This window comes from Nocardia sp. bgisy134 (assembly GCF_057708325.1).
Map to the genome: position 1 here is coordinate 26,300 of NZ_JBYIRW010000011.1, position 22,426 is coordinate 48,725.

The 22,426-nt window shown below is 63.3% G+C and carries 19 protein-coding genes and 2 pseudogenes; 10 read left to right on the forward strand and 11 right to left on the reverse strand.

Annotation, left to right across the window (positions count from 1 at the left end; genetic code table 11):
- Positions 1 to 25: 25 nt before the first annotated feature.
- Genes AC3ERS_RS20090 through AC3ERS_RS20100 form a run of 3 tightly spaced genes read right to left on the reverse strand, consistent with a single transcriptional unit; the run spans position 26 to position 1,425 of the window.
- A complete protein-coding gene (locus tag AC3ERS_RS20090; protein ID WP_431969574.1) occupies positions 26 to 463 on the reverse strand; it encodes a DUF4254 domain-containing protein in 438 nt (145 codons plus the stop codon).
- Positions 463 to 939 carry a DUF4254 domain-containing protein gene (locus AC3ERS_RS20095; protein ID WP_431969575.1) on the reverse strand — a complete coding sequence of 159 codons (477 nt, stop codon included), beginning with the start codon at positions 937 to 939 and terminating at the stop codon, positions 463 to 465. The genes AC3ERS_RS20090 and AC3ERS_RS20095 overlap by 1 nt, the downstream gene beginning before the upstream one ends.
- 3 nt (positions 940 to 942) lie before the next feature.
- Positions 943 to 1,425, reverse strand: coding sequence for a hypothetical protein (locus AC3ERS_RS20100; RefSeq protein WP_431969576.1), 483 nt, complete (start codon positions 1,423 to 1,425; stop codon positions 943 to 945).
- Positions 1,426 to 2,960: 1,535 nt separating this feature from the next.
- On the opposite strand from AC3ERS_RS20100, the gene AC3ERS_RS20105 reads away from it, so the two are divergent.
- The 7 genes from AC3ERS_RS20105 (at position 2,961) to AC3ERS_RS20135 (ending at position 9,951) form a co-directional block, all read left to right on the forward strand.
- Positions 2,961 to 4,001: a hypothetical protein gene (locus AC3ERS_RS20105; protein WP_431969577.1), complete on the forward strand. Its 1,041-nt coding sequence runs from the start codon at positions 2,961 to 2,963 to the stop codon at positions 3,999 to 4,001.
- A complete protein-coding gene (locus AC3ERS_RS20110; protein WP_431969578.1) occupies positions 3,998 to 4,645 on the forward strand; it encodes a GDSL-type esterase/lipase family protein in 648 nt (215 codons plus the stop codon). The genes AC3ERS_RS20105 and AC3ERS_RS20110 overlap by 4 nt, the downstream gene beginning before the upstream one ends.
- A 684-nt stretch (positions 4,646 to 5,329) precedes the next feature.
- Entirely contained in the window at positions 5,330 to 6,709 is a 1,380-nt protein-coding gene (locus AC3ERS_RS20115; RefSeq protein WP_431969579.1) for a UDP-N-acetylmuramoyl-tripeptide--D-alanyl-D-alanine ligase, read from the forward strand.
- Positions 6,710 to 6,728: 19 nt separating this feature from the next.
- Positions 6,729 to 7,592 (forward strand): phosphotransferase enzyme family protein, encoded by an 864-nt coding sequence (locus AC3ERS_RS20120; protein ID WP_431969580.1) that lies wholly within the window; start codon positions 6,729 to 6,731, stop codon positions 7,590 to 7,592.
- A gap of 596 nt (positions 7,593 to 8,188) precedes the next feature.
- On the forward strand, positions 8,189 to 8,611 hold the full coding sequence (locus tag AC3ERS_RS20125; protein WP_431969581.1) for a DUF4254 domain-containing protein: 423 nt from the start codon (positions 8,189 to 8,191) through the stop codon (positions 8,609 to 8,611).
- Between the two features lie 339 nt (positions 8,612 to 8,950).
- On the forward strand, positions 8,951 to 9,349 hold the full coding sequence (locus tag AC3ERS_RS20130) for a hypothetical protein (RefSeq protein WP_431969582.1): 399 nt from the start codon (positions 8,951 to 8,953) through the stop codon (positions 9,347 to 9,349).
- Positions 9,346 to 9,951: a DUF3558 domain-containing protein gene (locus tag AC3ERS_RS20135; RefSeq protein ID WP_431969583.1), complete on the forward strand. Its 606-nt coding sequence runs from the start codon at positions 9,346 to 9,348 to the stop codon at positions 9,949 to 9,951. Before AC3ERS_RS20130 ends, AC3ERS_RS20135 begins: the two co-directional genes overlap by 4 nt.
- 303 nt (positions 9,952 to 10,254) lie before the next feature.
- Here the strand turns inward: AC3ERS_RS20135 and AC3ERS_RS20140 are convergent, their stop codons facing one another.
- The 3 genes from AC3ERS_RS20140 to AC3ERS_RS20150 form a co-directional block, all read right to left on the reverse strand.
- Positions 10,255 to 10,545 (reverse strand): hypothetical protein, encoded by a 291-nt coding sequence (locus AC3ERS_RS20140; protein WP_431969584.1) that lies wholly within the window; start codon positions 10,543 to 10,545, stop codon positions 10,255 to 10,257.
- A gap of 263 nt (positions 10,546 to 10,808) precedes the next feature.
- On the reverse strand, positions 10,809 to 13,262 hold the full coding sequence (locus AC3ERS_RS20145) for a TPR repeat domain-containing protein (RefSeq protein ID WP_431969585.1): 2,454 nt from the start codon (positions 13,260 to 13,262) through the stop codon (positions 10,809 to 10,811).
- Entirely contained in the window at positions 13,262 to 13,570 is a 309-nt protein-coding gene (locus tag AC3ERS_RS20150) for a hypothetical protein (RefSeq protein ID WP_431969586.1), read from the reverse strand. The genes AC3ERS_RS20145 and AC3ERS_RS20150 overlap by 1 nt, the downstream gene beginning before the upstream one ends.
- Before the next feature lie 324 nt (positions 13,571 to 13,894).
- Between AC3ERS_RS20150 and AC3ERS_RS20155 the strand changes: the two genes are divergently transcribed.
- Positions 13,895 to 15,721: a hypothetical protein gene (locus AC3ERS_RS20155; RefSeq protein WP_431969587.1), complete on the forward strand. Its 1,827-nt coding sequence runs from the start codon at positions 13,895 to 13,897 to the stop codon at positions 15,719 to 15,721.
- Between the two features lie 11 nt (positions 15,722 to 15,732).
- The gene (locus AC3ERS_RS20160) at positions 15,733 to 16,485 is read left to right on the forward strand and encodes an ESX secretion-associated protein EspG (RefSeq protein WP_431969588.1); all 753 of its coding nucleotides are present in this window, start codon (positions 15,733 to 15,735) and stop codon (positions 16,483 to 16,485) included.
- Positions 16,486 to 16,916: 431 nt separating this feature from the next.
- Here AC3ERS_RS20160 and AC3ERS_RS20165 read toward each other — a convergent pair.
- From AC3ERS_RS20165 to AC3ERS_RS20175, 3 genes and pseudogenes are all read right to left on the reverse strand, one after another.
- Positions 16,917 to 17,599 (reverse strand): annotated as a pseudogene (locus AC3ERS_RS20165) (ATP-binding protein); the annotation flags it as partial.
- Positions 17,600 to 17,813: 214 nt separating this feature from the next.
- Positions 17,814 to 18,262, reverse strand: a pseudogene (locus tag AC3ERS_RS20170) (transposase); the annotation flags it as partial.
- Between the two features lie 493 nt (positions 18,263 to 18,755).
- Positions 18,756 to 19,037 carry a hypothetical protein gene (locus AC3ERS_RS20175; RefSeq protein ID WP_431969589.1) on the reverse strand — a complete coding sequence of 94 codons (282 nt, stop codon included), beginning with the start codon at positions 19,035 to 19,037 and terminating at the stop codon, positions 18,756 to 18,758.
- 290 nt (positions 19,038 to 19,327) lie between these two features.
- On the opposite strand from AC3ERS_RS20175, the gene AC3ERS_RS20180 reads away from it, so the two are divergent.
- Positions 19,328 to 19,948 carry a hypothetical protein gene (locus AC3ERS_RS20180; protein ID WP_431969590.1) on the forward strand — a complete coding sequence of 207 codons (621 nt, stop codon included), beginning with the start codon at positions 19,328 to 19,330 and terminating at the stop codon, positions 19,946 to 19,948.
- A 242-nt stretch (positions 19,949 to 20,190) separates the two neighbouring features.
- Here AC3ERS_RS20180 and AC3ERS_RS20185 read toward each other — a convergent pair whose 3' ends face one another.
- Both AC3ERS_RS20185 and AC3ERS_RS20190 read right to left on the reverse strand, forming a co-directional pair.
- Complete coding sequence (locus AC3ERS_RS20185; protein ID WP_431969591.1) at positions 20,191 to 21,738, reverse strand: Fis family transcriptional regulator; 1,548 nt, start codon at positions 21,736 to 21,738, stop codon at positions 20,191 to 20,193.
- Positions 21,704 to 21,967 (reverse strand): hypothetical protein, encoded by a 264-nt coding sequence (locus AC3ERS_RS20190; protein ID WP_431969592.1) that lies wholly within the window; start codon positions 21,965 to 21,967, stop codon positions 21,704 to 21,706. Before AC3ERS_RS20190 ends, AC3ERS_RS20185 begins: the two co-directional genes overlap by 35 nt.
- Positions 21,968 to 22,426 lie beyond the last annotated feature (459 nt).

The following is a 22,426-nucleotide window of genomic DNA, read 5'->3' on the forward strand; positions in this document are numbered from 1 at the left end:
ATTCCCTGTGGCCCTGTGGCACTGCTCATGGGAAGGTCGTGGTCACGGGTAGTCGGCGGATGCCTTGGGCGAGTTCCTCGGCCAGGTCCTCATATCCGTCGGCGAGTTCTGCGAGGAAGTCGGTGGAGTCGTAGAACACCTCGTCGTGCGCGGCCGACAGCGCGGTATAGGTGAGGACGGTCAGCTGGGCGAGGCGGTCGATCACCTGTCCCATCGTGTGGGTATGCACTCGTGCCGCCGCGAACGGCACCGGCGTCACCATCCGCACCCAGCAATCGATGCTCGACATCAACCTCCCGCGATGCCCGTCGATGGCTTCCAGTTCGCAGATGGGGGTGTGCTCGCGAGTCCGATGCAGCACCGCCAGCTCGGCGGCGGCGTCGAGGATCGGGTCGTCTTCGATCGGCGGGAAGCCCCGGCAGGCGGCCAGGATCGCGTCCTTACTGGGAAGTCTCGACCCCATCAGTGATCGGCTCCCAGCGCGGGAAGCCGCCGCGCCCGCCGCATCACCTCGGTGGTCAGGTCGGTGTAGCCGTCGACCAACTCGGCCAGCCGATACCAGGCCGCATGCACCCGTGCATCGGCCGGATCGATCGTCATCAACAGGTGATACGCACGCACCTGCGCTTCGGCGAGCCGGTCGATCACCGTGCCGAGGGTTTCGGTGTGCAGCGTCGCGGCCGGATGCGGGTGTGGCAGATGCTCACCCACCCACACATCGACAGCGAGGATGAGTTCGGTTCTGCAGCAACGACACTCACGACCCGCACCGAGCAGCAGCCATTGCTGCATTCGCCCGAACTGACGCGCCAGCCGCGTCAGTGGGTGGCGCCCGAGGTGATGCCCGCGTATCGCCGACAACAACGCCTCCCCCGAAGGGAACAGCGTCTCCGGTGCCAGCCGGTCGCCGGTATCACTGGACTGGGGTGGGGTATCCATCGGTCAAACCCACGCCAAGGACATCCGTCGGCGTTCGAGCAGTCCACGAGCAGCGGAAATCAGCGTGGTACGCGCGGGAACCAGCTTCGCGTCCTGCGGCGGCGACACCCAAAACCACCCCGTCTGGTTATCGGTCATCGGAAGCCAGATCCGCTGACCGGACTCCAAGACCCGCACCCCGTGGTTCTCGAGGTCGGCAACCCGACGCGCGCGACCTGGCGAGAGCGGGCGGCCCCAGGCCGGGCCGACCAGGAACACCCACTCACGACGAGCCCGCGCATAACTCAGGATCGGCATCCCCTCGCTCCAGTCCTGCTCCTCCGCCAAGACCTCGCACACCTGCTTACCCAGCTCGGCAGGCATCGCCACCGCACCGAACCTGTCGTCGGCGACCAATGAAACCCGGTCGTGCGCGCACGACACCGCGAACCCCAACCGGCGATACACATACGCCACCTCAGTGACGGAATGGCAGCTCTCGAACATCACGGCTCCTTCCGGTGACGCCCACCAGACCCCGGCAGCGCCCGCAGAGGAGATATGGACGTCTGTCGCGACTCCGCCGCCGCGCGACGACCGCGTGCCGCGCCAGCACTGAACAACACGATCGTGCGAGCCCGAGCCAACGCCTGCTGATCGGTCACCTCGCAACCCCCAGCCACGAGGCAACGCGCGCGCCGAACCCACCTGCGGATGGTCGCGGGTTCAGCTCGTCGGAATGTCTCATGCGCGGGCCTCCCTGGTGACGCTTCCAACAACGAGGGGCGTCCGGCGGCTTTGCCACGGATTCCCCGAAAACGGGTTCTGGTTCAGATCGTGGCCCGCCAACAGCATTGGCAGGAACCGCACAGGGGTGGGGTGCCGTAGGCGTACCGTAGGTATTTCCCAGGTCAGGCACTGGAAGATAGGGGGCGGCGGTGATACGAGGGCGGGAATGGACCGGGTTCGAAGCTGCTGCGTTGCAAGAGGCAATGCGTGAGTCGATCCGAAAGTTCGCCGCACTGCTGGGCGTCGAGACGACCACAGCCAACAGTTGGCGCTCGGGCCTGAGCAGGTCAAACCCCGCGCTGTGACGCAAGCAATCCTCGACACGACCCACTCGACGTGCTGCTGAGGGCCGAAAGCATTGCGCCAGAGCACGTCCGGAACACGGATAGGGTGCAAGAGGTGGTCGGACAGAAGATGCGCAAAGCCAAACGCGGCCTCACGGCTGGCGATCTGGGCAAATGCGCTCAGCGTGTAGGTGTAATGGTGGCTTAGCTCGGGACAGATCCTGAGCAAGACTGCCATGATCGCACTGGCCCAAGCGGGGCAGGCAGCGCCTCACCACCCAAACACCTGCAGCCCGGCCGCCTACGAAGTATTGAATCCGTAAGACTTCCCGCGCGTCGAAGCTGGGCGCACCACTCGGGGGCGCGCGGGAGATGGGAGAGGAGTCCGGCCGCTGCAACCCGTGTCCGTGGGGCCGGACTCCTCTTTCCAAGCAGCTCGGATGTCGTTGCCCCGTTGGCCCATTCACACCTGGGCACTCTCGACCACCTCGCCTATCACTCGCGGGCCGGCGAGGGCCGAATGGGCGAGGCCAGCGGTGCCCACCGAGTCACGTTGTGCGTGCGGTGATTTACGTGGTGCACGGTTGCCATTGGTGCGCGCGATCGCGTACCGGTCAGGTAGTGTCGGGGTAACGCGCGTCATTACCAAGGTCAGGCGGCTAATGGTGAGGTAGAGGCATGGTCAGAGGGCGGGCATGGACCGGGTTCGAAGCGGCAGTTCTTCAAGAAGCGATGCGAAAGTCTGTCCGGGACTTCGCAGCCCTACTCGGGGTGGAATCCACCACGGTTACAAACTGGCGAGCGGGTCTGAGTTCAGTCAGGCCGCGCTCAAACACGCAGGCCATACTCGACACGACCTTTGATCTACGGGCTACGCCGGATGATAAGGCGCGATTCGAGCAGATCGTGTCCGAAGGAGAGGCGGCGTGGCGGAAAAGACACCGGCCACAAACTCGAAAACCAGCTGCGGTGATTAACGATCCCGGCGACTCAATTTCGGATAGCTCGGATAACGCCGGTCGCGAGGGCAATATGTTTCATTTGCGGCGGGTACTCATGGGATGCATTCCGAATACACCACCGGGCGCCAAGCCAGAGTTCACCTCCTCGGTAATGCACGTGTGGGATTTGTTCTTTTCGGCCCAGTTCAGCGAAATGGAGCGGACGCTCCCGACCGTTCTAGTGAGCGCATACAACGCCATTGAGGACAGTGGGGGCGAGTTACGACGGCAGGCCAGCATTTCACTGGCCCAATTATTGCATGCTTCATCCAATCTGTTGGGCTACGCGGGGCAGACGGACCTGGCATCGTTGGCACTTCTCCGCGCCGATATTCTTGCAGCGGAAAGCGGCGATGAACTGACCCGAGCCGCGATAAAAGGTTCGCAGTCATGGCTTTTGGCGAAAAATAGCATGTACGACGATGCGGCAGCATGCGCCGAAAATGCGGCTGCCGAAATAGAACCGCGTTTGTCCACGGCTACACCACGCCAGGTCGCCATCTGGGGCGAACTTCTGTGCTACGCGGCGTTCGCCGCCTCTCGATCGGGCGACTACCACGAAGCGCAAAGATATCTGCGTCTATGCGACGCAGCCGGGACGCAGTTGGATGACGAGTATGTAGGTAGGCCCGAGGTATCTAACGTGTTCGGTCGCACCTCGGCCGCTAGCTTTGGCGTTATCAATGAGACCGTGGCCAGTCGGCCGCGTGAAGCCCTGAAACTCGCGGCTGTTGTCAGTGGTGGTGGTGCTGGAATTCCGCCCACGCTGCAAAGCCGCAGGCTCATCAATGTTGCCCAAGCGCAGATCCACAATCGAGACGATGCGGAAGCTGTTGACACACTCCGCGACGCGTACTCGATGGCACCGGAATTCGTTGGCCACATTCCCCTTTTTCACACGCTGACCCATGAGCTGTTGACCCGCCACGGTCGACAACGACTGGACGGGCTTGTCGATGTTGTCAAATATCTCGGTGCATCCATCCAACCCGTAGGAATCCAACCTTGATTGTCAACCCCACCGCCTTTACTGTCCTCTGCTTTGGCGACTCCAACACCTTCGGACAGCCCGACGAAGGGCGCGGCCGGTGGCCAGCCGACGTGCGATGGACGGGGCGGCTACAACAACTCCTCGGTACTGGATACGCCATTATCGAGGAAGGTTTAGGTGGTCGCACCACCGACTTGAACGACCCCGATCGCGACGACCGTAACGGCCGTAAATACTTTCAACCATGCCTGCGCAGCCACTCACCCCTGGACATGGTGGTCATCATGCTTGGGAACAATGATCTAAAAACGAAATTTGGTCGAGAAATAGATGATGTCGCCACAGCACTTGAGGGCTACATAGACAACATCGAGCGCACAGCGTGGACCCGCACCGGCGGAGTTCCTGCGGTACTGCTGGTCAGCCCGATCCATCTTGATGCAAGCCAGCCTGCGTTTGCAGAGCAGAGTTCCGAATACGACGCCGACTCCGTGCGCAAATCGCGCGCACTTGGTGATGCCATACGCCGCGTCGCTGGCAGGCGCGGAGCTTTGTTCGTCGACGCAGCGACAGTCGCGCACCCGGGAATCGACGGCGTACACCTCAGTCATGAGTCACACGAACGGCTTTCAAAGTTGATCGCCCAGACTATCGCAGGCTGAGAACAGTTCGGCGAACGCTAACCGACGCGTCGGGCGTCCCCTGATGCGCTGGCCCGCACCGGTCGTTTCGGCGTGTATACGGGCTAGGAGATGAGCGGGGACACAGCGGACGGTGTCTGCGCCGGGCCGACTTTCTCATCGCCTGTTGCAGCGCGGAAGCTTCGACGCCGGTCCGTTCCCGCGCGCTCATATCATGCCGCGCCCTACTTTCCAGCGCCTGACCTGGGAAATGCCGACGGTACGCCTACGGTATGCCACCACTGTGCCGTTCCTGCCGATGCTGTTTGCGGGCCAAGATTTTCACCAGAACCCGTCTTCGGGGGAAGCCATGGCGAAGCCGCCGGACCGGCTTTCCCTCGTTGTTGGAAGTGTCATCTTGGAGGCCCGCGCAGAGACATCTCAACGAGCTGAACTCGCACCCGTCCGCGGCGGGGCGTAACCAGCCCGGCGACGAAGGCCAAACGGCCCGCGCCCGAGTGGTCTCCGCGCGCCGACCACCCGAGTAGCGCCACGACGTGGTGGCGCATCGATTGGCAATAGTTCGACCCCGTGCGGTCATCCGGTCGTTCGTCCCGGACCGACGGCGAGCATGATCGTGGCGCACAACTGATCTCGCCTCCCGCGCAGGGTCTCGCCCGGCTCTCGAGACTTCCAGTGGTAACTGAAATCGAAAGGTTGGAATCCATGATCCCCATGACCCTCGCCGAGGTCGCCCGCGCGGTTCGCGGTCGGCTCGACGGTGTCGATGATGCCCAGGTGACCGTCACCGCCCCGACTGCGTTCGATTCCCGCCAAGTCGAGCACGGCGGCCTGTTCGCCGCGCTGTCCGGCAACCGAGTCGACGGCCACGACTTCGCCACCGCCGCGATCGAGGCAGGCGCGATCGCGGTCCTCGCCTCGCGCCCGACCGGCACCCCAGCAGTCATCGTTGAGAACGTGGTGACCGCGATGAGCGATCTCGCCCACGCCGTAGCCACCAGCTACACCGGCCGGGTGCTGGCGATCACGGGGTCGGCGGGCAAGACTTCCACCAAGGACCTGCTCACTCAGATCCTGTCCCGCGAGGGCAGTGTCGTGGCCACCCAGCGGTCGTTCAACAACGAGATCGGGTTTCCGCACACCGTGATGCGGGTCCAGGCCGACACCGACTACCTCGTGCTGGAAATGGGTGCACGCGGACGCGGCCACATCGCCCACCTCACCGCCATCGCCCGCCCGCAGATCGGCGCGGTCCTGGGCATCGGCTCGGCCCACCTCGGCGAGTTCGGCAGCCGCGAGGCGATCGCGGTCGCCAAACGCGAACTCGTCGAAGCTCTCGACACTGCGGGTATCGCGGTCCTCAACGCCGACGACCCGCTGGTCTCGGCCATGGCAGGACACACCCGCGCCCAGGTCCTGCGATTCGGCACCGGCCCGGAGGGCGATGTGCGCGCCACCAACATCACCCTCGACGCCAGCGCCCGCGCGCAGTTCATCCTGCGCCACGGTGACGACGCCGCACAGGTCACCCTCGGCGTGGTGGGCGAGCACCATGTGACCAACGCCCTCGCCGCGGCTGCGCTGGCGTTGAGCGCCGGTGTCGGATTCGCCACCGTCGCCGAAGGACTCAACGGCGCGGCGCTGGTGTCGGGCAGCCGGATGGAGGTCACCGAACGCCCCGACGGGGTGACCGTGATCAACGACGCGTTCAACGCCTCACCGGAAAGCGTCGACGCCGCACTCCGGTCACTGGCCACCATCGCCGCCGCAACACGGCCCACCGTCGCGGTGCTCGGAGAGATGCGTGAACTCGGCACCACCGCACCGGCCCTGCACGCCAGGATCGGGCGTCGCGTCGCCGACCTCGGCATTGACACCCTGATCACCGTCGGCGGCCACCACGCCGAACTCATGGCCGCCGCCGCTCGCGAGGCGGGCTCCGCGCAGGTCACCCACGTCGAGACCAAGGACCAGGTGCTCGCGCTGATCAACGAGGGTCTGCGCGGGCGCGATGTCGTCCTGATCAAGGGCGCGAACTCCGCTGGCCTGTTCGAGACCGCCGCTGCCCTGGCCACCGGTCATTGACCCGAAGAAGCGAAACACCATGAGAAGCAAAGACATCGTGGCCCTGGCCCGAGCGGCCTGTACCCAGGCCGAGGTTCCCGCTGCCCGGATCGACCCGATCCGGTTGCGCGACAACGCCATGCTGCGCACCGACTCCGCCACCATCATCCGCGTGCACCAACGCGGGGAACTGGCCACTGCGGTCCGCGAGCTGCGCGCGGCGGACTGGCTGCGCTCTCACCACGTCCGCGCACCCGAACCCCTGGTCCCCGACCCGGTCGTGGTGGCCGAACGGCCGGTCACCTTCTGGGAAGACCTCGGATCCGGCGGGCCGGCAGAGGCCGCCGAAACCGGGACGATGCTCGCGCGGCTGCACTCACTGCGAGTACCCACCCACCTCGGGCTGCCGCGCTTCAGCATGCCCGACTTCACCGGCCGTATCGACCAATGCCTCACCGGCGACTCCGAGAAGGACTGGTTGCGTCACTACGCCGAAAACCTCGCGGAACGGTGGGACGCGCTGGATTGGCCGAGCCCGTGGTGCGTCATCCACGGCGACCCGTCACCGGCCAACACCATTGCCGCCGCAACCGGCGGTCACGTTGTGGACCTGGAACGCTGCTGCATCGGTCCACCGCAATGGGATCAGGCCACCGTCGCGTTCCAGTCCGACACCCTTTCGGACCCACCAGCACGGTGGGAGCAGTTCGCCGACGCCTACGGCTCCGACGTCACCGAGTGGCAGGGCTATCCGGTGATCCGCGATGTCCGCTCCTTCGAGCTGTGTCTGTTCGCACTACGCCATGCGGCCGTCTCCGACCACGCCCGCCGCCAGGCTGACTACCGGCTGGCCTGCCTGCACGGGCAACGGGGCGAACGGCCGTGGGGATGGGTCGCGCCCTGAAACGAGCAAACCGGGTCCGGTCCAAGTTGGAACCGGTCTCGGGTCCTCGAGACGACCACGCGGCACAACAGACCCACGCCCGCCCGCGCCGAGTTCGACACCGCGAATCGGCTGATCGCAGTGGCGTGCCCAGCGGTGCTGTACGGGTCGGTCTCCATGGCCGAGAACAGAATTCGTGAACACAAGGTTCGCAGAACGGGATCACCACCTCGCCGACTGGCTCCGCGAATATCACCGGCTCGCGGAGCGCGGAGGAAGCAAATGACCTCGCAGCCAACAACATTGGGGCGCACACGAAGGCTGCTCACACGCCTGCTTCAAGCCATCGTGCTCGACAGGCCGGAATACCGAGGCCCACGCGGCGAGTTCGCCGACGACGACGAGACCGCTCGGCACACGCTGCCCCCTAGTCTGTGGCCGGACGCTCCTGGGTGAGACCGACTCCAAAACCTAGTCCAGACCCCGAAAGCTGGCATCACAGCGCCGCAACGACGACTGGGCGGTACCCCTCGTTATCCGGTGTTATCTACCGCTCGACTCCATCGAGACAACCCTCGAGTCAGGAAACTATGCGAACGCCTTTGCCCTCGAAAGACATGGTCTTGAGCGCCTGCGCCGGGACCATCATCCTCGCCCACCCGATTCTGCATGCCGCTGAGCAGTTGGCCAGTCTGCACGAGGCACGAGACCGTTCAAACGCTGGCGTGCGCGACCGTGAGCGTGCGCGACTGGTGTCGCTGATCGATGAATGGGTGGCCGCCGAGAAGCCACCCGCCTTCGGTGCCGCGTACCTGCACTCCGAGACCGTCGGCATGATCATCGATCGCCTCGCCCAACTTTCCGTCGACGCCCGCGAGGCCGCCCAAGGGACGATCTCGGGGTCGGGGCTCCGTCATGCCCGGCATCGACTTACCGAACTTGCAAACGCCTACAGTGACCTCGCTTTCGAGATCGCGAGGGGAACTCGTCGACTGCCGGAGTTCTCACACCGACCGTTGCCAAATCCGCCATCGCAGTGACCGCCCAGCCTGGCCTGGACCGGGCTGGATGACGATGTCGCCGCTCAACGAGATCTCCGCCCCGCCGCCGATGGCGTAGCGATGCACCTGGGTGATGATCGGCACCCGGCATTCACGCATCGCGACGGCCACGCGCTGCATGCGTTCTAGCCTCGGTGCTGCTACGAACGAACAGAACCGTAGTGTCTGGTCCTGCCAGGCCGTATCCAGAATGGCTCGATGAGAGGTTGCCCAACAATCAGCCTCATCAGTGAGGCTCTGGGCGCATTGGTTCGAGCTACCGGTCCCGAACTGACTGGCTGATACCCTCGTTCAAGCACACTGGATTGGGGGTTCTCGATGGCACTAACCCAGCTCGACTACGGCGAAGCCGAGATCGCGGCATTCAACGAGGCGGCGCGCGCCGGGCTGATCCACTATGAGGAAGCGGCCGTCCGTGAAGCTGTCGGACTGTATGACGCAGCGATCCAATCTCTGCTGAAGGTGCAGGAACGAATACGAGCCGCGACCCAAGCCACAGGATTTGGGGGGTTTCAGTCAGGCAAAGAGCTCAACGATGGCTTCTCCAGGAAGGCCGAAGAGGGAATCGAGGTGATCAATCAACTCGTGCAGGGAGCGATGCGTCTGCAAGAGGCATACTTGCGTGCTGGAAACTTGATCACCGAGGCCGACCAGACGAATGCCGCCGCTATTCGATTCGCTACTCAGAACGCCGGATTGGATGACCCCCGCCCATGATCAGGAAACAGGCAGCGATTCAGATCGTTGCGGCCGTTCTGGCGCTCAGCGCTTGCGGAACCGACGCTTCCGTCAATCAGCCGACGACAACCGCAGCAACGCCGACAAGTCGGCCAAGCCTCGCTGTCTCGATATCGCCAGCGCCGACTCAAATAAATCGAGGCCGGCAACCAGTAACCTACGATCCATGCACTGAGATCGACGACGAGACAGTAGCTGAACTCGGGTACGATCCAAAGAGTCGCGAACGTGCGGACTTCATTTTCGAAACGTATTCATTTATTGGATGCAGATTCGCACGAAATGCCCAGGTCCGAAGCAAGCCAACAACGATAGGCTATCTGACTATATCGTCAACAAACATAGCTCTTGACGACTTCAAGATTCGGGACGGTGTCGAGTCAAAACAGATCACGATCAATGGACGCGATGCGCTCACCCGGGTTCAGCCGTCGGCCAGTGCATGCTATGTAACCGTCGGGAATACCGGTGGAGCCGTAGACATCTCCAAAACTGTGAGCGCAGTTTACTCGGACGAGCAGCCTTGCGAAGGTATTAATCGAATAGCCGAGACAATCGAATCCAAACTTCCTCAGCGTTAGTGGACGGAGCTGGACCAGCCCAGCCCTACAAGATATCTCCGCCGCCGGGATGCACGTGCGCCATTCAACCGTGCTGTCGAGCAACGATTCGCGGCGGTGAGCGGTCGCTGTCGCCGGTCGGGTCGATGGACCGGCATGGATCGAATCCAAGCCCGTCCAGTCCCCCAGCGGTAAGTCACGGCGAAGGCTCCAGCTCGTCCCGACATGCTGTTTGCGCTTCACATTCTGAAACCAAAAGGACCACTCACTTTCAGCTATCCGATGTCACCAATGTCACGCGCCCGAACAAATAGCAGCTTCGGACTACTTCCACGCTCCGGAGGAGCGGATCAGCTCGATGAGGAACTCGATACAAGCCTTGACCGCTTCGTCAGTTATCAAAATCGGGCCGCTTGGAGTGACCAAACCGTCGGCGTTTAAGGCCAAAGAGCCATGCCATCCATCTATTACAGCCCTAAACTGCCTTTCCGGGAGACTGATCCTCTCCCACACAGGCACCGAGAATCCCCGCACCACATTCCAGCCTGCGGGCTGAGCGACCGGCACGTCAGGGTCGAAATCCGGCAAACGTCGAAGCTCCGCTATCAGCGCCATGCCTTTGCCGCCGTCCGGTAGAGGGCGACTGACGACACAGTACGCTCTATCTCGGATCGGACGCTCGTCATCCTCGCCCTTAGATCGCGTAAGGTCGAGAGCGCCAAGGTTATCCCGGCCGAACGCAAGGACGCTGTCGCAGACGTCCTTTCCAGTCCGACTGGACTCGACTGGAGCCGGTACGCCTTCATCAGCGTTGCATCCGGCCACTAGAAGAACAACTCCGACGGCAGCCGCGGCGAGTCGTGCAGTATAAGGCGGCATCAGTTACCTCCGCCTGCTCCAGGCGTGTACTTGCCATCGAGGAAAGAATTCAACACGTCCTCGCCGGTAAAGAACTTATCCTCCGCCTGCTCTCCGTACGAAAGTGCAAAGGCATCATCGAAAAATGAAAATCCTCGGTCCTGGAATATCTCATTGGCCTGCGCTTGGCTACTAGCAGTAAGTGCCGTCCACGGCAACGGTCGTCCATCTTGCCCCAACAAACCGGGTGGCAGAGTACCGGTCGCCTGCCATTCGGCGGATAGGATTTGCGACTTCATGTTCTCGACTTGCGTGTTCCGGAGGTCTTCCCAGTTCTGGACCGCGACTGCTTTGTAGTCGGGTTCCTTGATGACGCTGTTTATTAGTGCATCAGCAGCTTCGCCGACGGCGATCGGGCCTGCAATCTCTCCTGCTGGCCCTAGACGTCTGAAGGGAATTGCTTCCTGGATAAGCTCGGATGCAATCTCGGCGCCCTTCATCTTGCTTTCGTATGAGGACGCCAAGCGGCCGTTCTCGTCAAGAATCCTCATGTGTTCCTGATAGAGCAGCGCGTTGTTCATTCCCGCGTCCACTCGCCCAGATAGCGTTCCGAGGTAGGTACCCACTTGCTGGTTGTAGCTCGAGTCGCCACTCAGCGCGTTGTTGATCATCTCCTGCTGCATCAGGTTCACTGCTGTCTGCAGACCGACGCGACCTTCTTCGCTTTGATTGGCAAGCATCAGCAGCCGGTCTGCCTCACTTGCCTGGAGCGTGACACGATCGGGTGCACCGGCTTCTGGAACGACATCGGTTATGGAGTACCCGTTCGGATTGTTGATATCTCCGAGCGCACCGAGGTTGCCTTGCAGCGCCTTGCTAAGCGCAGTCGCCAGTTCCGGGTTCTTCGCGAAGTTCTCGTTGTACTCCCGGAAGTCTTCCGTGAGCACGTTGTTCTCTTCTGGAGCAAGAAGCCCCGGCAGCTGCTCCAGCGCGGCACGTGCGCGGTCGGCCTGTAGTTCGTCCGTGCTGTGTGAGTCGGTGCCGATCCAGTCGAGCAACTGTGATGCGCCATGTCCCTGGTCGACGTTGCTCCAGTCGTTGCCGAGCAGGGCACTGACGGCCTTTTCGGGTTTGTAGTCGTCGGGCATGCCGTCCCCGGTCAGGATCTGGTACGCGGACTCCTCGTTGCGTCCGCCGACATCGACGAGACGCGCGGCGGTTGACTCGAACTGCTTTGAGACGTCACCAACGTACGGCACGCCCTTGAGGTCATCCTTGACATCCGACATCAGATACGCGGACTGCTCGATCATCTCGGTGCCCATCTTGGTCCCGGGCTGGTATCCCGGATTCGATTGACCGAGTAGATCCGATAGCGATGCGATCTCACCGAGGCGGGCTGATTCTGCTGGCTGCCGGTACGGCCGCGGGCCGTTCCGCGGATCTGCGTCGTCGTTCTCGGAGACTGGGAATCGTGTCTCGATCAGATCGCGTACCGGCTTGGGTACGTTCTCATAGCCACCGGGTGAGCGCAGTGTCCCGTCAGGGTTTCGGCCTGTTCCGATCTTCTCGTTCGATACCACAAGCAAGCCGTTGGCCAGCGCATCTCGCCGACCTGCGGCGAGTGGATTGCCGGGTTCTTCCTGTTTGCGTAGGTGCTCGTTCATCGCCAGAAGGCCGTCTTTACCAGCGTTCTGATAGAACTCGCGGTAGTAGTCCTGCACCGAGGCAGGCAATGTGGAGACCTCGCCGCCCTCAGCGAGAATCTTGAGATCGTTCTCACTGAGAATGCCCGCGGGTAGTTGACTGGCGATGCGATCCAGAACGGCTCTGTCGACAGTGCCATTCGGGTTGAGTGCGTCAGCGACGGCTTTACCGTCCTCGGCACCGAGCCTCCCGGCCTCACTGAAGTCGGTTGCCGGAGCGTCGATTCCGTTTGCCAGTTGATCACCACGGACACGGATCTCCTGCGAGGCCGCAGTGACGCTGGTCGCCGCCTCGCTGGCGGCGTTGACAAGGCTGTAGTAGGCCGCGTTGATCAGACCCTGGTGATGGTCGATCCTCTCCCTGACCTTTACGAGATCTTCCTCGCTGACGTTGCCTACGAAGACCAGGGTGCTCTCGACAACCCAGTTATCAGCGACCCGCAGTGTCAGTGGCGATGTCGTGTCTGCCTCGGCATCCGCGACCCTCCCGAGTAGCGCATTGCGCTCTACCGCGAGGCGAGCATCGGCCGCCCGCAGTGCCGTTGCGACATCGAGGATTTCTTGGGTAAGCCGTCGCCCCTGGTCGTGCTCTTCAGAGAATCGATCGGATGCGGCGTCTTTCGCCTTGCCGGACCAGGCGGTGTTGGTGAAGTGGACGAGCATGCGCCCCAGCTGGGCTTCATAGAGCTGGGTGGATTTCTCCAGCTCGCCGGCCCACTCCGACAGCTTCCCGAGCTGCCAGTCGTTGACCTGCGTGCGTGTCGGCATCAGAGCTCACCTCGAACCTGGAAGTCCATAGCCTTCAGGCGGAGTTCGAACTCCTCATCGGTCGTCTGGAAGACGGTGGTACTCAAGTTGACGATCGAGGAGAGTCGTTGCAGGCGTTCGGAAATCCGCATCCATGCGCCTTCGATGAACTCGCCCGATTGCACACATACCGGCCCGAGCGCACATCCGGGAAGAGCCTCCGGGATCTTGTTGCCATTGGTTCGGACATCGATCTTGTCGATCTCAGCCGCGACGCTGTCAACCGTGCTGACCAGCCAGCGCAGCTGCTGGATATCGGCTTCGAACATGATGCGCTTAATCCCCCTGAGGCGGTGCAAACTCCCGGCAGCGGGAGTGGCAGGCAACTGACGCCCGGGAGCAGCGGCTCGGGCTGCGGCCGATTCTGCCACACCGTCCACATTGGAGGCTTCCGGGTAGTGGACCAGTTGACCACCTGCGCTGCCGACGCCGGAAGTGGTTGCGCTGCAACGGAAACGCGCAAAGCCCTGGAAGGAACCGAAGAGCTCCTTCGACCGGGAGTGATAGGCTCGCCGAATCGAAGTCTGCGATTTTTCGAGGGGGATCCGGTGGGCGGAGCCAACGAGCCGACAGCGCCAACACTACCCGGGCAGGTGACGCTGCCACCCGGTCTCGCGGCCGTCGGACTTCAGGACACTACGGCAGCGCTGAACTCCCAGCAGGCGCAGCAGCGTGCGAACGACGCACAGACCCGCATCCAGAACACCGACGATCACCTCGATGACCTCGGATACGGATCCGACCCGGACTTCGCGAAGACCGAGGATCGCTTCGAGGGAATGACCCATGAGCAGCTGTATGCCGCGGTGCATGGCGAGGGCGGGTTGGACCCTGCGGGTCTCCAGACTCTTCGTAGAGTCTGGATAGACAGCTACTCCGATTTGGTGAACATTTCCACCGTGACATTGGGAATGGGCATGAGCCGAATCTTCGGCAACGGTCTCTGGAAGGGTGCCAGCGCCGACGCAGCCCAAGTTGCCTCCGAACAGTTCAAGCGCGTCACCAACCAGGTCGGGCAGGTGTTCAATTCGGTAGGGAATCGACTGGACGCGGCCGCATGGGCGGCCGAAGCGGTGCGGCTTGCGGTGCAGGCGCCGCCCGCCTCGGTAACGGACGTGACGCCTGATCCGGACAACCAGGTCGAGTCGATTCTGCCAGGACTGATCAACCCGGCGTTCGCCGATCAGGTCGCGACCGAGCGAGAACGCGCTCGGCAGGAGGCCATTCAGGCCCTGAACACCGTGTACAAAGGATCGATACCTCCCCAAGGATCCGGTGTCCCCAGCTATGCAGATGTCCCTCAATCGACCGGCGACAACGGCGTTCCGCCGACCGGCGATCGTCCTGTCTCGAGCGGACCAGGAACGAATTCGCCTACTGAGAACGGCCCGCAACCCCAGGATCCAACCGCCCCAGGAAACGGTCCAGACGACACCACCCCCGCCAGCTCTGCGCCGACCGCGACGACCCCGCCCGGCCTCGCGGGGCAACCTCCCACCACAAACACATCTCCTGTCACCACATCGACGACACCTTCGGCGACGAATACCGGTCCAGGCGGCCCAAGCCTGACCTCGCCCGGCCCGAGGCTCGGCGATGGGTCGAATGGGCCCGGCAACATCGGTTCACGCCCCGGTGGTCCGGGTTCATCCATCCCTGGTCTTCCCGGATCCGGCTTGCCCGGCGTCAACAGCCCGAATGCGACCGGTCCCGGTGCTCGCGGGGGGATGGGCGCTCGGGCAGGGATGGGCGGCTCGATGGGACCGATGGCTCCAGGTGCGGGTGCTCAGCGACGCAAGGAAGACGAGTCCGAACATCGTGCGCCCGACTACCTTCGCAGGGTGCACTCCGACTGGACCGACAACCTCGAGGTTCCAGTCGGAGTTGTCGGCGACGATCAGGTTCCTGGAGCCGACAACCCGTTCCCATCCGTCGGCTCGGCTACCTCACCTGCACCCAACGCTGTCGCGCCAGCCCGGTACGCGCATCAGTACGCCGACGATTACGCCACGCCCAGTTCGGCGAACTCATCGTCTGCACCTGCGGCGGAACCGAGCCGTCCAGTGCCTGTGATGTATCCAGGCAGCGCACAACCCGCACCATCGAATTCCGGCCTGCCGGAAGTCCGGCAACAGGGAGGTGCCGCCGACTCCCCCGGCCAGCACGGTCAGAACGACTCGGCCGGCACTTCGCACGGACCGCGACCGGCGGCGCTCAGCGGCAACGGACCCACGATGGACGACACCCCCGAGACAACCGAGAACACTACCGAGTCCCAGCCCATCAGGCTGTCGGGCACCGGACCAATCATGGACGACGACCCAGCCACGCCCGACAGCAGCAACCAGCCTCAGCCCGTGAGACTGTCAGGCACCGGACCAATCATGGACGACGATCCAGCGGCGGGCACCGGCCGGTGAAAACTCAAACCGTGTGGGAGTTCACTCCCGACGAGTTCGCATGGGTGTGGTCGGAAACCGGACTCGACACTTACCCATACCCCATCAGCATCATCGAAACTCCTACTACCGGAGACGAATACGCCCAGTTGCGCACCGAGATCAGCGCACGCTATCCACACGGAAGCAACCCTGATCTGACCGGCCCACTTCGCGTGCTTGCGAACCCAGACCTGCGTATCGTCTGCGCCGGACAGTTCCACAACTCCGTCAGGCGCCTTCGCTCCCTCGCAGCCGCCATCGGCGACCTCGGAGTTATCCTGTTCCAAAAATCCGGCGCCACAGCAGATTTCGGCGGTTCGATCAAGCTCGTCGTGACGCAACGCCACAGTCTCGGCAAACATATCGCCGCCACCATGCCAAACGTGTCGGCAGGCGCCGCCGGACACATGGTCGGCTACACACCACGAGTCCGCGGCGAACAGCCACCCAGCTCCTGGAAAACCGCGAATACCGGGCAGCAGCCGAGCGAGGAACGAATCCGAACGCTGCTGCGGCTACCGCGAACCGCCGAGGGATACTTTCGTATCGAGCAGTACCTCCACGACCGACGCCCCTACCCTCCAGCCCATGTGAGCTGGATCGACGTCACCGATGCCAATCCCGCCGCCGCCGGTCGGTACTTGATCGACGTCACCCACCACGACACGACGGTTACCCCCGCCTCCGCCGAAGTCATCGCACGGGAGTTGGAACGCCGTGCCGAATTGAACCACCTCTCGTGAATCCAATCCGAACATCAGCTGTGGCTATCTTTCGCACCGACGTCCCGTCGGCGCGGCCGATTTGACTGTGCGGTCAGCTCTCCCGGTACCGTGTGTTTCACCACCCGGACGAATGCATCGTGCATTCGGCGAGGGGACGCATGCAACCGAACGTGCAGCTCCAGCAGCGACGGGAAGCAACACCGTCGCGGGTGGCACCTGGTCAGGTGATGGGCCGCGCCGAGCTAACCAAGGCCGTCAACGCATACATCTGGCGCCAGTTCGGTCAGCGGCGCGAACTCGACGCCCGCACTATCGCCCGTTACGAACGCGGGACCGTCCGCTGGCCCAACAAGCTTTACCGGGAAGCCTTCCGCGCCTGTCGACGTTCACGATATTCCCGGCGCGTTCGTTCACGGAGTTGGGCAGGTGATGGGGTCCTGGGTGATGTTCTACCCGACCTCTTTCTTCGGTGTCTTGGATTCGTCTGCGCCGCCGGGGCGCTTGTTTGGCCGGTAGGACGGCCCGTTCATGAACACCTGATGACTGGTGTTGATCAACCGGTCCAACAGTGACTCTGCGACATCGGGATTCGGGACAGCGGATACCAGTCGACCGGTGATCTGTTCGAGGTCAGGATCAGCGATCCGCCCGAGGTCGACCGTTTGGAGATCAGCTCGTAGAGGTCATCGGCCTGGGTCGCGGTCAACTCCCGCATGCCAAAGTCGTCGAGGATCAACACCGGCGGGTGCACGAATTCACGCAACCGTTTGTCCCAGGTGCGATCGGCGTAACCACCGGCCAACATCGCCAGCAGCCGACTGGTCTTGGTGGACCTCACCTCAGCACCCTGACGGATCGCCAGATGTCCAAGTCCTTGCGCCACATGGGTTCTGCGTACTCCGACCAGGCCATACAGGACTACCGACTCGCCGACCGGCAGCCACCGCAGCGCCGCGAGATCACGGATCTGCGCCGCCGGGAGTTTCGGGCTGGCGGCGAAGTCGAATTCCTCCAACGTGACTTGCTGTTCGAAATGGGCGCGGCGGATCCGGCGGGCGATCGCTTGGGACTCGCGGCGGGCGATCTCGTCGTGACAGAGCACTTGCAGGAACTCGATATGCCCGAGGTCGCCGGTTGCGGCGACGTCGCTGCGTTTGACGATCTCGATGGTGTAACCGAGTGTGTGTTGGGCACGGGTCACGAGTTTGCCGGTTTCGAAGTTATCCCACGCAGGTGGGTGGTCGAGCGCACACTGGCCTGGATCTTCCAGCACCGCCGCTGTGTTCGCGACTACGAACGCCTGCCTGAACACCACGAAGCCATGGTCCAGTGGGCCATGATCATCCTCGGCCGTCGCCGATCATCACCAGCAGACACAGTTTCTCCTGCTCCAGACGGACTTGGTGTGGATGCCGTCGACTCATAGATGGACATAGTCCGTGCCCGACAGATCCCGGGCCGCGAAGGCACCGGCCTCGTCCTGCCACTGGCCGCTCATCCGGGTAATCGACGCCGCCGACAGCCCGGCACCCGAGCCCAGGAACTGTTCCAAGGCCGGGCCGAAGTCGCCGGTCGAGCGCCCGTGCAGATACAACAGCGACAGCACCTCGCTGATCTGCGGCGATTTGCGTGCCAGGCGGGCAGGATCGCCGAGGAAAACCGTTTACGCTCACCGGTTTCCGCGTCGGTGCGCTTGTCGTTCACGCGCGGCGCGCGGACGGTGACCGCGCCGGGCGGCGGTGAACACCTGCCGTTCGCCGTGGTAGCCGTTGCGCACCACCAGCCGGTGCCCGTTCGGGCGACGGTAGCCACAGCGGGTACACAACCGCCCAGGTGGCACCAGGCCGAACAGAATCCAGAACCAAAACGGGGGGTAAACGGGGGGCCCGACACAAAAACAGGTCAGGCCCGGTCTGAGACCGGGCCTGACCTGCTATTTCTGTGGAGCTAAGGGGACTCGAACCCCTGACCCCCACTCAGCAGTTCGGGTATCTCATGATCACCGCTGGACCAGCCTACAGTTGATAGTCGGCTTCGATCCTCAGCTGACCGCGCGAAAAACGCAGGTCGTCCCCGTTCCCATCTTCGATGTGCCCCGCCGAGGGCACCAACCCGCGCATCATTTGCGCAGGTCAGGGCAATGCAAGCGGAGTTTAGGTAACTGGACCTCACAAGAAACCCCAGGTCACGCGTCGCAGGTTCGAGCCCTAGGCGCGCACGACACACCGACCAAACTGCCATGACACGCCGATCAACCAAATCGCCTGCCTGGCCAGCACCGCCCGGATTCAGCTCACACCGCCGCCGTCTCCATGATCGCGGAGCCAGACCAACAGCTCGGCAATCGCCTTGGCCTGCACCGCGGCGAGGCGCTCTCCTTCCGCGCCGTCGACATAGCGAATCTCGAACGACGCCGAGACGCCACCGTGCGCACCAGGTAGCTCGCCCAGACAACCACGACTGACATCCTGGCCTTCCGCTCTTGTGGTACCAGCCAACCCCTGACTCGGCGATACTTCCGACCCCGATGTCGTCGAGTCGGCGGGATCGACCTGTTCCTCGCCAGCCATACCGACAATTGTCGGCCATCCACGCACCGAGCGCGGGCAACTACACGAACGTTCTCGCCGACAAGCTCACACAACGCGGTCCGACTACCCACACTTCGCGACGGCAGCCGATGACCGTCGTGAACCCGGCTCCATGCAAGTAACCGAACTCGACGCTGTGCTGAATGCCTGGAGTAGACCAGGCTTTCGACGCTCGCGGCCATCCACCGAAGGCCCTACGATCAGCGGCACGGGTTGCGTGCCGCTTCGCCTGTGGCAGGCGAACCAGGGATGCACGAGGGGAGCCCACTGTGGAGAACATCGACATCGAAGCCCTGCGGTCGGCATTCCGGAGCACCGTTGGTGACGAGGCAGATCCGGTGCTATTTGCCGCAGCAGCGATCGCTCAACGGGCGTGGCGCAACTCCGAGGTCGAGCTCGCTCACGCCAGTGGCGGATTCAACCGGATCGGCGACGGCGAGATGTTCGCCGCGAACGTCGTGATGTTCCGGATCGTGCGTGATCATCTGGGCATGCCCGGGAGTGAGTGGTCAGAGCTGGCATTGGAATTGATTCGGACAGACAGAGTGATCGCTGGCCGCACGGTCGCCGACCTCCTCGGCACCCTCTACGAGCCTTGGACCCACACCGTCACCAGCGTGTTCGACACCTGTTCGCAGATCGAGTGCCAGCACGGACGCGACTACTTGATCGCTATGAACGCCGCGCTGGCGTCCGTCAGCGTCCGTGACACGGACTGGGGGATGCCGCGATGGCCCGCTGTGGTCGAGGCTTTCGTCAACGACCTCGACAGTACGCCGCCAGTGAACACTGAGGATCTCCGTCGCGGGTTACTGACGGCTCCTGACACGCTTGGAGGCACAGTTCTTCAGTGGTGTATCGACAAAGGAATCGGATTCACCCGTACCTGAGACCCGCGCGGGGCACTCACATCTTCGGCGCAGTGAACCCGCGCGCCGATGCGCGCGCTTCGGGCAGATGGTGCGGGCCTTGCGGATTCCCCTTGACGACTGGCAATTCTGCCTCCGAACGGCGCCGCCTGGGGCATCGGCTCGGGGTGCAGCAGCGTTTCGCGGTGAGCAAGTGCCCTTTTCGGGCTCGTACGGCTCAGTCATGGCGAACTCCTGAAAAGGGGATCCAGGGAGGGAGGCACTCAGGCGACGTCGGTGTTGACCATGCCCAAGGGCGTCGGCCCGGCGCTGATGGTGAGGGCGGTGACCGCTTCGGCGAGCACCAATTCGACCTCGGTCGCGAAGTCGGTCACGGTCTTGTCGATCTTGGTGGCCTCACGCCGAATCAGGTCGGCGGATTTCTTTGCGATAGCGAGCTTTTCAAGCTTGGACAGTGCGCTCTGCACCTTCTCGGCAGCGGTCGCCAACTGTTCGCCGCCACTGCGCGCGACCACCGTCACGCTCGCTGTGCGCATCAGCAACACACACGCGCGCAACAGGTCCGGCTCGTCCGTGTCGGGATCGAAGGCGAGCACCACCCGACGCGGGCCGAGCACCCGCAGCGTCTCGCCGCCGTTCTGTTCCGGCGACCGCACGATGCCCAGGGATGCGGCGGCCTGGCGGTTGCGTTCGGCTTCGACGAGGTAGTCGCTCCAGCCCGACCGCAGGGAGTCGGTCATCTCGACCACCACGCGCGCGCCCTCGGCGGTGGTCAGCAGGCCATCGCCCTTCTTGCAGCGCGGCAGCGCTCCGACCATCGCGCCGGTGTCGTAGTACTCGTCACCGAGACCGGCCGCGATGGGTTCCATGAACCGGTGAATTCCCGCGGCGAACGAGTCGCCCTTACGCGGGGTCATCGAGATGAGAGCCGCTTTCGCCTCCCGCACCTTCAGCGCGGCTGTCATCTCCTCGAACCGCTTGGCCAGGTCGGCGTGGTTGGCCATCAGCAGATCGCTCATCTGGAGCTGGCGAGCATCGAGCGCGGCCGTGTGCTTGGCGATCGGCGAAGTCGGGTCATTCAAGTCGAACTGCTTGGTCGCGGTCGTGATCAGTTCCTGAGTGCCGACGGCGGCTTTCATCGTCAGATCGGCGCTGAACTGCTTGAGTACCGGTTCCAGGCGAGCAACCAACTCCGGATCCGACCCGCCAAAGAGCCGATTGACCTGATCGGTGATGTTGGCGGTGGCTGAGTTGACGGTTGCCACCATCTCCTTGCGGCAGTTCGCATCAGCCTCGGCCAACGCCTTCTTGGCGGAATCGACTGTCTTGGTCATCACCGCCGAGGCGTCCTTGGCGGCCTGGCCGGTCAACTCCGCCGCCCTGGCCGCCGATGCGGCGGCTTTCTCACCCACCTCGGCGATCATCCGTTCGAGTTCCTTGGCATCGCTGGCCTGACCGGTGGCGGCGAGCGCGACGGCTCCGCATTTGACCACCTCGGTGATGAACGCCGACAGGTCGGCGGCGGCCAGGGTCTCGGTGTCGTCGACGATCGGACCGCGATGCCCGCTCGTCCAGCGCTGAGCCTCACGCAGGACGTCTCGATCACGCAGGATCAGCTGCTCGATGGCCAGGGCGGTGTTGTTGTCGGTGAAGTGCGCGTTGTGGTTCATGGTTCTCCTCGCGAGGGCGCGTTGGGGAGCGGCGCGACTGGTTGTCGCACCGCACGGTGATAAGCGGGCTTCTCGATCTAGGACAGGCCGAGGGTGAATGTTGTTCTTAGACTGAATCTTCCGTCGCTGCTGCCTGACCATGGCGGTCCTGGCTGGTGAGATGCCAGCCCTGACACAGCGGGCACGGATAGACCCGCTGTTCGCGCCGGTTTGGGTTCGATGCGTCGATCCCGGCGAGCGCGAGGTCGGCGTCGGCGAAGGTGAAGTACTTCAGCTTCCCCGACCCACATCGAGCGATCCGGACCAGCGGCGGCAGCTGCGCCAGATCCGCGCCGGTGTGCAGGTCGAGCTTTCGGCGCACCGCCGCCAATCGGGGCGGGTACTGCCGACAGGGACGGTATGCGCGATGTCCGCTCATGGTGACCTCCTCGCTCGGTGTGCGGTGTGAGATCACCATCAGCTGGCCCACAACAATTGTCGATGCATTTCACTGATAAGCCCATTTATCAGCGCTATAGCTCGATACCGTTCATTGCAGAGGCGTAGTTTCGGTGCCGATCCACGAGGAAGTGAGGGGTACCCATGGACCAGCCGACCACCGAACCAACGCTCACGCTGCAAGACATCGCCGACCTGGCAAAAGTCGAGCGGGCTGTGGTGTCGATGTGGCGTAACCGGGAGTCGGTTCGTGGGCAGCTCATCCCGTTTCCGCAGCCGGTTGCCGAGGTCGGCGGCATCGCTCGCTTCGACCGATCCGAGGTGGTCGACTATCTCGAACGCACTGGCCGGGGCAAGAACGCCGAAGCCCGCTTGGACGCCGCGACTGTCG